6 protein-coding genes, 2 tRNA genes and 2 pseudogenes are annotated in these 13,748 nt (G+C 38.1%); 6 read left to right on the top strand and 4 right to left on the bottom strand.

Annotation, left to right across the window (positions count from 1 at the left end):
• Positions 1–466 precede the first annotated feature (466 nt).
• Positions 467–6,859 (bottom strand): autotransporter outer membrane beta-barrel domain-containing protein, encoded by a 6,393-nt coding sequence (locus ACFINZ_RS06155; protein WP_375701233.1) that lies wholly within the window; start codon positions 6,857–6,859, stop codon positions 467–469.
• A 198-nt stretch (positions 6,860–7,057) separates the two neighbouring features.
• Here ACFINZ_RS06155 and ACFINZ_RS06150 point away from each other — a divergent pair, with 198 nt between their 5' ends.
• The 5 genes from ACFINZ_RS06150 (at position 7,058) to ACFINZ_RS06130 (ending at position 10,906) form a co-directional block, all read left to right on the top strand.
• Entirely contained in the window at positions 7,058–8,008 is a 951-nt protein-coding gene (locus ACFINZ_RS06150) for a siderophore ABC transporter substrate-binding protein (protein ID WP_375636991.1), read from the top strand.
• A 105-nt stretch (positions 8,009–8,113) separates the two neighbouring features.
• A complete protein-coding gene (locus ACFINZ_RS06145) occupies positions 8,114–9,070 on the top strand; it encodes an ABC transporter permease (RefSeq protein WP_375634191.1) in 957 nt (318 codons plus the stop codon).
• Complete coding sequence (locus ACFINZ_RS06140; RefSeq protein WP_375634195.1) at positions 9,063–10,013, top strand: iron chelate uptake ABC transporter family permease subunit; 951 nt, start codon at positions 9,063–9,065, stop codon at positions 10,011–10,013. The genes ACFINZ_RS06145 and ACFINZ_RS06140 overlap by 8 nt, the downstream gene beginning before the upstream one ends.
• Positions 10,010–10,768: an ABC transporter ATP-binding protein gene (locus ACFINZ_RS06135; RefSeq protein ID WP_375634197.1), complete on the top strand. Its 759-nt coding sequence runs from the start codon at positions 10,010–10,012 to the stop codon at positions 10,766–10,768. The genes ACFINZ_RS06140 and ACFINZ_RS06135 overlap by 4 nt, the downstream gene beginning before the upstream one ends.
• A 64-nt stretch (positions 10,769–10,832) precedes the next feature.
• Positions 10,833–10,906, top strand: a tRNA-Gln gene (locus ACFINZ_RS06130).
• Positions 10,907–11,044: 138 nt separating this feature from the next.
• On the opposite strand, the pseudogene ACFINZ_RS06125 reads toward ACFINZ_RS06130, so the two are convergent.
• The 3 genes and pseudogenes from ACFINZ_RS06125 to ACFINZ_RS06115 all read right to left on the bottom strand — a co-directional run.
• A pseudogene (locus ACFINZ_RS06125) lies at positions 11,045–11,248 on the bottom strand (DNA adenine methylase); the annotation flags it as partial.
• A gap of 1,231 nt (positions 11,249–12,479) precedes the next feature.
• Positions 12,480–12,569, bottom strand: a pseudogene (locus ACFINZ_RS06120) (DNA adenine methylase); the annotation flags it as partial.
• A gap of 232 nt (positions 12,570–12,801) precedes the next feature.
• Complete coding sequence (locus ACFINZ_RS06115; protein ID WP_375612407.1) at positions 12,802–13,191, bottom strand: VOC family protein; 390 nt, start codon at positions 13,189–13,191, stop codon at positions 12,802–12,804.
• A 260-nt stretch (positions 13,192–13,451) separates the two neighbouring features.
• On the opposite strand from ACFINZ_RS06115, the gene ACFINZ_RS06110 reads away from it, so the two are divergent.
• Positions 13,452–13,525: transfer RNA gene (locus ACFINZ_RS06110), tRNA-Gln, on the top strand.
• Positions 13,526–13,748 lie beyond the last annotated feature (223 nt).

Below are 13,748 nucleotides of genomic sequence, written 5' to 3'. Positions count from 1 at the left end.
GTATAATGCATTCTGTATTTCGTGTAAAGAAAAAATAAAACCAGTGCGTGCAATTAATTAAAAACACAATCAAACCTTGTGATTTTTAAAAATTAATCCACAAGGAGATGAATGAAACAATGACTTAAATCAGTAGAAAACAAACTCTCAAAAACGAGCTTTAGAAAACATCAAATATTATATTAGATAATATCAATACAGTACTAAAAAGGATAACGTAACGCATACCGGTCTGCTGAACGCTTAAAAAGCCGATAAAAGCGAGGCACTCTATCGCATCAGTAGCAGCATAAATTTTAAGAAAATTCGCTTTAGTGGAGAAAAGTGCTCTCATGCATAAAACAAACTATGTCTTTTTTGCTTAATAAAGAAGACGAGATTTTTTAAGAATAACACAAGTTGTTATAAAGAAAAAAGGCAGCACAATGTGCTGCCTTTTCTAAAAAGGTACATAGTGTACCTTATATTAAAACTGATAACGTACTCCTCCGGAAAAACTTGTTCCCGAAAAACCAGCCTTATTAAGCTTATGTTGATAGAGAATATCAGCATGCAGAGAGAACTGTGGCAACAATTTGGCATTAAAACCTAATCCAGCCTCTAGAGAAGAACCAAAAGCTCCTAACTTGAAAGCATCATTGAAATGCACAGACTGTTTTCCTTCAAAACCATGAGCAAGATAAAGCTTACCATAGAAAGCAATAGCATTCACGCCTTCAGAACCTGTAGGAATCTTGGTTAAGCGTCCACCAACACGTGCTACCCACTGATTAAGGTTACCCATTTCAATATCAAAATTGTCAATATCACGAGCTTTATTAAACTGGAGATGTTGATACACAACCTGAACCTGCGGATCAAAGACAAAGCCCTTATATCCTGTCGCAATTGTCTGACCACCAGCTAAAGAAACACTCAAAGGATTACCTTTTAATGTTGCTGTTTTACCCCGTGCAAGGGTGAGAACATCACCTTTGAACAGACCATAGGATAAAAGACCGTCGACATAGAAGCCAACATTATGCTGCATGCTACCATATACCGTAGCAGTCCATTTATCAAATGCACTCTTCTGACTGTACTCAACATTCACAGGCTGCAAAGAAAGTTTTCCATAAGTTCCCATAACGCCAAAGGATATAGCATTGTCGGTATTTTCAATAGTTTGCAGCAGAACACCCGCCTCTACACCATTATAACTAAGATCGCCGTCATAACCATATTCAAGTGCGGACAGATCTGAAGCATAACGGTAACTTCCACCATAGCCGCGCAAGTATAAAGCAGGATTTTCACGAACCTCTACCATTCCTGTAGAAGTCATCCGCAACGTCTCCAATTGCTTATTTTGATTGCTAATATCCATCAAACCAGCGTGGAATACACTATTAGGCAAGCTGAGATAAGTTGGAACCTGTGGAACAACAGACCTTACAAATTGTTCAGGAAGGGCAGCAGATCCAACAGACTTAACATACTGATTTTCTAAACGGAAATTCCAAAATTCTCCACCTTCCTTAACAAATTTCTGCTGAACATGCTCCTGTTTCGAAGTCGCTTCTGGAGCATAAGCACGAAGGGTGTATTTGTAAGGTGAGTTTCTCAGTGCAACATAATTGCCATCGAGTTGGAAAGAGTCTTTCTTCGCTTGACCATAGACCTGAATAATTGAAACAGTATGAGCAATCTTGGCATTCGCTTTACCATCTCCTACATTGCCCGCATCACCTCGTACATGTATTTTTGTTTTTCCAGAAACATCACCATGAATGACAAGCCGATCAGTGACTTGCTGATCACTCGGATCACGAGGATTTAAACGTGCATTGAGATGAATTACAGTATTACCCTGTGCCGCATAAATAGTTCCTTTCCCATTTCCAATATGGAGAGTCTGATATTTTCCTTCAGATTCCGAAGGTGCAAAATCAATAGCACTATTTACAAGACTTACAGAAGAAATGCATGAATCCACACATCCTGAATCTAGAGTCCCCAAATTCCTCTGTGCACTTCTTTTTAGAATCCACTGTGAACTATTAGCCAAGTCTAATTTTGCATAAGAATTTTTATCAACGCGAACACCGCCTGTAACAATAGAATTATCAACAGAAACCGATATATTGGAATCATTCTCGGCTTTTAATAACAAGTCACCAGCAAGGGTTGTTTTATTTTCTAATGAAACACGACCACCAGAATTATTACCATAGATAGCTATACCATTTGCAACTTCAAAATCAGTTTTTTTCAATGAAATTGCCCCCGTTACGCCTATAGTTGCATTCTCCTGTTTGGATACAGCGCTCCGCTTAACAACACTTGTTTGCTCAGTTGCTAAATCCTTACTTCGATTTTGTTGTCTCGCTTCCTTCTGTGTTCCCCCATCAAAATATATGCCGTAGACTCCGTCACCTTCCACTTTAACAGTAGAAGACTCGATATTTACGTGATTCATAGTAGGACGAATGTCAGAAGATCTCCTTCTCCTAGAAGAGCCGGTCTCAACAGCATCCCCACTCTTCATAACCCACACAGCATGGGCATCAGTAACAACATTTCCATTCTTAAAATCAACAGAAGCATTATCCCTCACCAGAAAAGCTGCACGCCCAAAGTTATCTACAGAATCTAACTTACCCTGTCCTTTTTTCGCAGTAATATTAACTTTGTCTAACTCAACGCTTCCCCCAGCTTCTGACCTCACAGCCACTCCCTTTTCCAAAGTAATAGCCCCAGAGTCCATAGACACCTTACCAGCCTGACTTACCAGACCAGCCATAGCTAAATCCCCCGTTACGTTAATCTTCATATCCTTCAAATTAACAGATGATCCAGAACCTGCCAAAGCACCCACATAAAGCGCATCTACTGTTCCACCAATCATCTTAACTTTTCCGCCACTTTTAGCTTCAAGCCCAATCATAGAAGAGGTAATTGTTGATTTATTATCCAAAACAACTTCTGCCCCCTCTTCTGCAAGCACAGCACTCACGAGTTTTGATGGAGTAACACCAAAATTATCTTTACTATCTGAAGAATCCGCACCACTAATAGTAGTACCCTCTAGCTTGATAACTGTATTTGGATTTACTGCATGCATAGAATGCTGAGTTTTCTCACTTGCCTTCAGTGTCTTCCCTGTTATTATCCGCGATTTACCATCTCTACACAAATAAATAGTCCGCGATCCCTTCTCTCCATTATTCATATCATCACATGTAGAAGAAATCATTTCCTTACCAATACTATTAGGCGGAACAATACGTCCAACAGATCCATTAGGAGGTGTAGAAGATTTCTCAGAAACCTCAGAAGAAGGCTTTATGGAAGCTTCTGATTTTATAGATGAAAGCTTATTCGATATAGTATGCCCAGATGATACAGAAATCCCATCTGTCGATATCACTGAAACCCTATCTGGATCAGATCTCCCAAGTGAATTAGCTCCTGAAGGTATTAAATTTAACGAACTTCTACCTCTAGATGAAGGAGATGAATTGGACGAAACAGTATATACGTTATGCCCAGATCTTGCAGGATTAGTAGATGTCCTCTCCTCAGATACAGTAGGAGTAACAGGAGACGTAGTAGAAGAAGGAAGAGACGTCACAGCTTCAGATGTTCTACCCACCCCCTGATCAGTAGATGCTCCCCCCTCAGATACAGCAGAAGTAACAGAAGACGTAGCAGAAGAAGGAAGAGACGTCACAGCTTCAGATGTTCTACCCACCCCCTGATCAGTAGATGTGCCCCCCTCAGATACAGCAGAAGTAACAGAAGACGTAGCAGAAGAAGGAAGAGACGTCACAGCTTCAGATGTTCTACCCACCCCCTGATCAGTAGATGCGCCCCCCTCAGATACAGTAGAAGCAACAGGAGACGGAGTAGGAATAGACATTACAGCTTCAGATGCTTCACTCTCTACATCATCGTATCCTTCATATCCACCGTCTATATGACCTTCATCACCTGTCTCAGTTCTATGAATCCCAGAATTCACACCAACTGTATCAGAATCACCGTAACCTACTATAGTATATCCTACTTCATTTGCATTCTGTCTAGGATCTTCACTTCCATCAACAGCAAGAAGATAAATACCTGTACTTCCATCACTTGTTACCAGTTCTTCATCATAACTGAAAGTTCCCCCCAAAATATAAGGATTCGGTTCCCTTCTTTCACTTCCATCAACAGTCTCTTCAGTTGTCAGGGTATGTAGAGAAGGAGATAAAGGATCTGATATTGTAGAGGGCTCATTTCCAGCCTCTTCATGACTTACATCACTTGTATCAGATCTCCCAAGTAATGCGGGGTTCCCATTCGTATTAGAAGTAATAACTTGATTAGGTGGTCTAGATTCAGAAGTTTCAGATGGAAGATTTGATCCTACAGAAGAATTATCTACCTCACTTCCCACAATTTCACGAGATGGCACGGAAGGAGTATTTACTCCCGCCCTCCCCCTATTGCCACCTGAGACAAAAAGAGAACTACGCTCATAGGGCAAATTTTTATCTTCTAAACGAAAATCCCAAACATCTTTACTGCCCGCAACTAAAGCCTTATCGAAATACTGCATTTTCGAAGGAATAGTTGGACCATAAGCACGAAGAACATACTGATAAGGAGTTCCGAGCGTAACATAATCATCATTTAAACTAAAAGAGCTTTCTTCTGCCCTTCCGAAAACTTGAATAAGTGAAATACTATATCCCTTATTGTTACTGCTACCACCCCAACCTACTCCTTGTGCCTTCACCTTTACCTTAGTTTGTCCAGAAACATCACCATGAATCAATAGTCTATCAGAATTTCGACCAACAACCTTACCAGATACATCTACGGCCTTACCAGATACATCTACATTGAACTGAATTGTAGAAGTCCCCTTAGCACTGTAAACAGTACCCTTTCCTTTTCCGATGCGAAGAATTTGATATTCAGTAACAGCCTTTCCACCATTAGAACCCGCACTATTTAAATTTTTTATTGAAGTAAAAAATTCAATAGCACTATCTTGAAGACTCACAGATGAAATACATGAATCTATACAATGCTGATCGGCATCTTCTGAATCTTCATAGGAACTTTTTTTTACCCGCCATTCTGCTCCATTGGATAAAAAAAGCTCAGCATGAGATTTATCATCAAAACGAGTAGCACCTGAAATGATAGATTTGTTAGCAAAAACGGATAAATCAGATTTTTTAGCTTTCAACAAAAGAGAACCCGAAACTTCCGATCCATCTTGTAAAAAAACGTAACCTTTCAAACCATCACCGTAAATAGCGACACCCTCTGGAACTGTGAGAGAAGTCTTTTCTAAAAGAACCCCATGTGGCACAGGGTCCTCAGACTGTATCCCATTAGCCCGACGATCAAAGTCTATACCATAAGACTTTTTACCTGGAACCTTAATAGATGAAGATTTTATAACAGCATTTAAATTCAAGAAATTAGAGAATGGATCAATGCCAAGAGCACTCTCTTTCTGTATTCTAGCCTTATAAACAGAAGAAAAAATATCACTAAAAGCTTTGGGAAAAATATTGGAAGAACGATGGGAAGAACGCAAATAAACAGGAAGATACTCCTCCCTATTTTCATCTTCATCTTCATCTTCAAACTCAAAATAAGTGTTTATATTTTCTTGCATATTTCGTACAATGTTGCTCGCAATATTTGGACCAATCTGCAAAAAAATACTATCAGAAACATCAAAATTCCCATCTTTAAACGAAATATAACCGTCACGTGATAGCAAAGCAATGCGCCCAACATCTTGAGAAGAATCATCTCTATCAGAATCTTCCGGCAGCACCAGCTCTCCGCTCCTCTCCTTCACCTGTGCCGCCCCATTTAATTCAGAAACATTTTTTTGAATGCTAACACCTTCCAATAGAACAATTCCCATTTCTGAAGCGATAACCCCTATCGTTGTATCTCCTAAAGAAAGTGTTCCTTTTTTCATCTCTATTACAGATTTATCATCACTCCACAGACCAACTATCTCTGCTGTAACACGTGCATTTTCCAAAAGAACCACACCTTCTTTTGAAGCCATAGCATTCACATAACGGCTGTGAAGGGAACCACTATTCATAGCAACCTTTCCATAACTAGAAGCTCCAAGCCCATAAGCAAATCCTTCAACCACTGTATCGTTCAAATTAATCGCAGCGCCAAGTTGAGACTTACCATCCGCAAATACAGAGCCCCTACCTTCACCCTGAAACAGAGTTTTATTTTCAACCACCTTAATATCTGTGCCTTCTTCAGCAACCACGGATATCTCAGATACATTAATAACTGTAGGCAAAGGACCTGTTACATATATAGCACGATCATACCTTCCTGCTTTAAGCGGAGTTTTACTACTACCTTCACCTTGTCCAAGTGTATGCGTAGCACCATCATCACAGAAAATAGACGCTCTAGACAGAGATTCTTTGGCCGAAGAACAAGGTGGTAACAATGCTGGAATTGATTCTACTAAAGAACCCTGTTGCACAGAACCAGGGACACCGCCAACGCCAACACTAGGGACACCACCAGGAACACCAGCGCCACCAAGTCCACCAGCGCTGCTAGAGACACCAGCGCCACCGCCAGGGACACCGCCAACGTCACCACTAGCGACTTGTGCTAAAGGAGCTGCAGGTAATTCTGCTACTTTAGGTGTAGGAGATTTTGATGAACTTCCCAAAGATGGTATTATAGATGACAATGAAGAAGTTAGGCCTGAGAATGACCAAAAACTACTCCCTATAGAAACATCTACACCTTGTAAAAAGAAGAAAGCACTTGTTGTCAGTGCGTACAAACGTGTACGCTTTTTAAATACATTGATCATATGTCAAACTTTCTAAATAATGTTGCAAAAACACTAGAATTAAGTGAAAATGAGGTAAGTGAACGGTTTGTAACATATGTCAGTCAACTTTACAACATAGTGTTATTTATTTACGCTTCATTTTGTGCATAAAAATACCAAAGTTAAGTTTTTAAGTGCGCAAACCTTTGTAATATTAGATAAAAGGATAAAATCACGATGATAAAATATATGAAATGGATGACTTCTGTTTTACTGGTTGCAATTAGTTTTGCAACGATTTTGTGGACGCATACGAGTATTGCAAATACGAGTACCCAGACAAATATAACAATTGATCATGTTTCAGGCACGACTTCTGTTCCCACTTCTCCGCAAAAGGTTGTTGTGTTTGATCTTGCCTCGCTAGATAATATGAATCGCCTTGGTATCCAAGCAGTTATCGGCCTTCCTGAAGGAAAAAAACCTTCCTATCTGCAACAATTTGACGATGCAAAATATGAAAGAATTGGAACCGTTTTTGAGCCAGATTATGAAAAAATTGCCACTCTTCAACCCGATTTGATTATTATTTCCTCCAGAACTCAAGCAAAATATAAAGACTTATCCAAAATAGCCCCAACAATTGATCTAACCGTAGAAAACGAAAATTCTCTTGAAGATATAAAACGAAATGTGTCTATCCTTGGAAAAATTTTTGGTAAAACACAAGAAGCAGAAAAGGAAATTGCAAAAATTAATGAAGCTTTTGCTGAAGTCCGTAAAAATACCCAAGGAAAAGGCACCGGGCTCATACTCATGACCTCTGGTGGAAAAATCAGTGCTTTCGGACCAAAATCACGTTTCGATATTTTTCACTCCGCTTTTGGAATTGCTCCTGCAACCGATAAACTTACCGTGCAAAAACATGGACAACTCATTTCTCCTGAATTCATTCTTGAAACCAATCCTGATTGGTTGTTAGTGATTGATCGCGATGCAGCCATTGGACGGGAAGGACAATCCGCAGCACAATTGCTCAACAATGAGCTTGTTCACCGCACAAAAGCGAGCAAACAAAACCAAATTATTTATTTGGACTCTTGGAGCTGGTATCGTGCAAGTGGTGGTTTAACAGCACTCATTGAAACCGCTAAGCAAATCAATGAAGCCTTTACAAAGAGCAAATAAGCGCACGAAAGAGCTTGATTGCTATATGAATAAAATTTAAAAGCAGGGGTTGTTTATGAAACAACCTTTGTTTTTTTATTAAGTTTTAAGAGAAAATGATTTAACGTGAAGAATTACTGGATAACCATAACACTTTTAATTTTCCTGTCTATCCTCAGCATTTTTGTTGGTTATTCTGATGTCACACCTTCTAACCTTTTCGCAGCCGATCCCCATGCGTGGCTTATTTTTTGGCAAACACGTCTTCCTCGTACCATTGCAATCCTTTTAGTAGGCGCAGCACTTGCACTTTCAGGCATGATTATGCAACTATTAACACGCAATCGCTTTGTCGAACCATCAACCACTGGAACCATTGAATCTGCTTCCCTTGGCATTCTTTTTATTATGATTTTTTGGCCCAATATTCCTGTTTTAGGAAAAATGGTCGTTGCGACAATTTTTGCCATGGTAGGCACTTTACTTTTTATGTTTTTATTGCAACGCATTCCTCTAAAATCTGCTCTCATTGTACCTCTTACAGGGATTATGCTAAGCTATATTATTGGCTCTTTAACCAATGCCATTGCAGATTATGAAATGTTACTTCCTTCTCTTCAAGCTTACTTATTTGGCAGTTTTTCGATGGTTCTTGAAGGAAAATATGAACTCTTATGGCTATCTCTTCCCCTTTGTATTCTGGCCTATTGTACTGCTGATCGCTTTACGGTTGCAAGTTTGGGAGAAGATTTAACCAATAACCTTGGATTGAATTATCGTGTTGTCATGTTTTTTGGTCTTTTTATTGTCGCCTCAATCACTGCTGTTGTTGTGTGTACCATTGGCCGTATTCCTTTTGTTGGGTTGATTATTCCAAATATTGTTTCAAGTTTCATGGGAGATAATATGCGCTATACCGCTCCTTGGGTGGCCATCAGCGGTGCAGGATTGGTCTTGATTTGTGATCTTTTAGGACGAATCATTCATCCCTCTCTTGAAATTCCCATCAGCACCATAATGGGTGTAATCGGTAGTTTTATTTTTATGATACTGCTTTTACGCTGGAGAAAGCGTCTTGGATAGAAGAAGAAAAACAATATGTGTACTAACAACACTTATCATCATAGCATGCACTGTCATTAGTCTTTACATGACGTGGAATATCAATGTTTATACATGGAAATTTCGTCTTACAAAACTTTCCTCTCTGCTTCTTATTGCCTATGCAATAAGCGTTTCCACGGTTTTATTTCAAACAATCGTTAATAACCGTCTTCTTACCCCTTCAATTATGGGATTTGATCAGCTTTATATTTTAATAAAGACTGTCCTAATGTATTTTGTAGGCTCTCTTTCTTTGCCCTTTTTGAATGAAGAAGGACAGCTTGTTCTTGAAGCCCTCATTCTTATCCTTTTTTCAATAAGCCTTTTTCGCTGGCTCTTTTCAGGAAGCCTAAAAGGGCTTCATTTGACGCTTTTAATCGGTGTTGTTTTAGGCGGATTTTTTTTCAGTTTACGGATGTTTATGCAATTGCAACTAAATCCAGACCAAATGATGAATTTAACCGATATTATGTTTGCAAATTTTAATAAATTCAATACACCGTTAATAAGCTTTGCCACAATCATTGTCCTCATTGTGAGTCTGATTGGATGGCATTCCCGTCATCTTCTTGATATCTTGGCTTTAGGACGTGAAAATGCCCTCAATCTTGGCGTTAATTACCACAAAAGTGCGACAGCTGTCCTTATTTTTGTTTCCATTCTCGTATCCATTTCCACCGCATTGGTAGGACCCGTCACCTTTTTTGGACTGTTAGTTGCCAACCTTTCCTATGAACTTTCTCCTAAAGCAAAACACAGTATTGTTGTTCCAATTGCAATATTATTGGCTATTATTTGTCTGGTGGGGGGACAATTTATTTTAGAACAAATTTTTCATATGGCAGGGCGTTTAAGTTTTATCATTGAGTTTTGTGGGGGAATTGTTTTCTTAATGTTACTGATGAAGGGAAAACTAAAATGATTGAGATCAATCATCTTTCCAAAGCTTACGGAGCACGATTGATTATCGATAATTTATGCCTTCATCTTCCAAAAGGGGGGATTATTTCTCTCATTGGGCCCAATGGTTCCGGAAAGTCCACTCTTTTAATGCTGATAAGACGTCTTTTGCCACACCATAATGGGACAATTCATATCGACGGCTTTGATATTGATAAAATGCCCCTCGATATTTTGGCTCAAAAACTCTCAATTCTGCGTCAAGAAAATCCTTTGTCTTTTCGCTTAACCGTGTACGATTTAGTGAGTTTCGGACGCTATCCTTATTCAAAAGGCTGGTATACACATGAAGATAAACAATTTATCGACAGTGCACTACGCTATCTCGGCTTACAAGATTTAAAAGACCGTTTTTTAGATGAGCTTTCTGGCGGTCAGCGTCAACGCGCTTTTATAGCAATGGTTATCTGCCAAGACACTGATTATCTTCTCTTAGATGAACCATTAAACAATCTGGATATGAAACATGCCGTTTCTATGATGAAGCAATTACGCCGCACAGCTGATGAACTGAAAAAAACCATTCTTATTGTTATGCACGATATTAATTTTGCCTCATCTTATTCAGATATGATCGTTGCATTGAAAAATGGGAAAGCGGCCTATTGTGGGACTCCAAAAGAAATTATGCAACCAAAAATTCTTAAAGACATTTATGATGTCGATATTCAAATCAAAACAATTAATGACATCCCTATCGCTCTTTATTATCGATAATCATAAAGATTTTTTGCGCTTGCATGCACTATAGAATCTGCTAGGGATAATAAAATTGGCTTATTGGGGAATAGTTTAATGGTAGAACAGCGGACTTTGACTTCGTCAATCTTGGTTCGAATCCAAGTTCCCCAGCCAGTCTTTAATGATTGTAGCTTGTCATCGGGTTTTGTATAATTTGAAAGCAGGTTTTGCATCAATTTATTTTTTTCAAAGGATCTGCAAAAACTTTCAAGGGTCATTTAAAATCCCTTTAATGCATATTTTTCTCTTCCTCTAAAAATCGCAATTTGAGATGATAAGCTCTTGAGCCGGTGCGGATTCTTTGAACCACATGTATAAGATGTACCAACCTCTTTTTTTAAATTGGCTAAAGATTTTTCGGATCTGAGGCACATCATTGAGAAAGAAGAATTTTTCTCTTGCGCAAGCAAAGCAAACATTGTCTGGTAATCCTCTCGCAAATAAATCCTTTCCATAGTAATACACGTATATCTGGCTCTGTTTATGGGAAAGCCTTATCTAATAGCTATAAACCTATCTAAAGAGAGAATTCAAAAAAGAAAGCCGAGCCAAATGATATGACGCGGCTTTCAGATATTGATTATAAGATTCAAATGAATCATCCACAATGGAGTAATAAATTCATATATACAAAACGTATCATATTGCAAGTGCTCTATTTAGAAATATGAAAACTTATCAAAAGAAACGTAAATGATCGCTATGATTTTGATATCATTCATTAGCATTATAGAATCTATAAACGCTTGGTAACTTTATCAATCCAATCAAAAGAAAATGCATCTTAAATGAATGTCTTCTCAATAAGGCTTTCATAAGCATTTTTTCATTTTGCACTCAAATGTAACTTCTTTGCAAATTAACCAGCTCAAATTTGAGTTGGCAAAATTAACCAATCCAATTTTGGAGGCATTATCTTTAGAATAGCCATCTTTAAACATTATAGCTTTTGACTCAAAATTGAATAAAATCCCATACCTTAGATGTTACAATGGTTTTGAATTTTGCTGCCTCATCTTTTTTTCAATAGGTGCCCCCCAAATTTGGGGGGAGCTCATTTGGTTTCGTATTTTTAATGTAACTTTTAAAACGTTTTTTTCTCGCTTGCTTGCATTATATCATTGAAATGCTTTCAATTTCATAAGACATAACATTGTGATTTTCATTCTATATTGTGATGATAGTATCTATATAATGCCTGCCTATCATTTACTAATTTTTAGTAAGTGTTTTTAAAAATGATCTTGTCTTTAAATCCTTTTATGCAATCTTTATGAACTAAATCTATAAGCTTATGATAGTTTCAAACGATTATTCCTTTTAAGGTTACACTCAAATAAAGAGCAAAACACATCCATTCTTAAACGTATGCAATTTATGTTATCGATAATTCCAAACGACTGAAATTTAAAACAATGTGATTTGTGCTGTGATAAAAACGTATCATAAAATTTATGATACGTTATGAATGATAACCGCTTTTCATTTCATTTGAATGCACCCATGCGTTATAGTATTTGCATCATGATTTGCTTTTTATAGTCTATACATCCATGGCAATTTTATATAAAAAATGATCAATTCAAACATGCATAAAAGTATGGATTCTTAAGTGGATTCATACAAAATAACTACACTTAATATATTGATTTTATTAGTTTTTATGTACAAAACCTTTTTAACTTCATAAAGATATCAATTTCCTTGTAAAAAATATTCCTCCCATTCCAATAAAAGGCTCAATATAAGTGCGATGAGGGATAGCTTCTATGATTTTACAAGTACTGATCACTGGCCATGCAATAACGCCGACTGATGTCCAAGCCAATTAGACCGCCTGTGGAAACAGGCAGGTTGTGGGGCTGAATATAGTGGAACAGCACCGAACGGATAAGCCACACGTCGTAAGTAAGCCTCTTAGCATACATAGCTTATAGGTTTTGGAAACAGACAATTATTATAATTCAGGTATTATAATTCAGACGATTAAAGATCGGATCTCAGGCTTTTTAATCCAGTGGACAAACACGAATAATGTGTCCGTCCGGATCTTTGATTAGAAAGGTACGTCCAAATACATCAGTATACGGTTCCTTCAAAACATTTATCTCAACAGTGGTTTGCTCTTTCCATTCCGCATAGAGCTTATCTACGTCCTCTCCAGTAGGCAACATAATGCCGATTTCTGAAAAACGAGGTGCATTTTCCTCAGGCGTATCGCCCCCAGACCAGAGAGCAAAGAGAGCGTCCCCCGAAGAAGCAAATGCAACATAGCGTGGCGAGGTAAACACAGGTTCTTTCTTGAAGATGAATTTGTAAAAAGCCGTAGAGTACTCTATGTTTGAAACGTATACCAACTGTAGGTTTGGGGTAACAGGATAAGTAGGAATATTACTCATAAATTCTCCATGATTTAGTAGCTGTTGCCTGACAGGCATATACCTATTAGAGAATATTTCAACAAGAGTTTGTGATGCCTCCATTCGCGGTGTGCTCTATTTACATGTTTTTATTCGCTTATTGCTATATGCTAAAATATTGAGACCGCCACTACGGGGATTATAATGATATCCCTATCGCTCTTTATTATCGATAATCTAAAGATTTTTTGCACTTGCCTACACTATAGAATCTGCTAGAAATGGTAAAATTGGCTTATTGGGGAATAGTTTAATGGTAGAACAGCGGACTCTGACTCCGTCAATCTTGGTTCGAATCCAAGTTCCCCAGCCAGTTGTATTGTAGCTTGTAGCTGTAGCTTGTCAGCGGTGTAGCTTGCCAGCGGGTTTTGTATATTTTGCCACTAGGTTTTGTACCAATTCATTTTTTTTCAAAGAGTTTTTAAGGGGTTCTCAAAGGATCTTCAAATGCCTTTCAAAGTGTAGCTTGCCAGCAGGTTTTGTATATTTTGACACTAGGTTTTGTACCAATTTATTTTTTCTCAAAGAGTTTTAAA

Origin of the sequence: Bartonella sp. AA81SXKL, from assembly GCF_042196945.1 — a bacterium.
GTDB lineage: Bacteria > Pseudomonadota > Alphaproteobacteria > Rhizobiales > Rhizobiaceae > Bartonella.
Note: the sequence above shows the minus strand (reverse complement) of the source record. Positions and strands in the feature narration are given on the sequence as shown.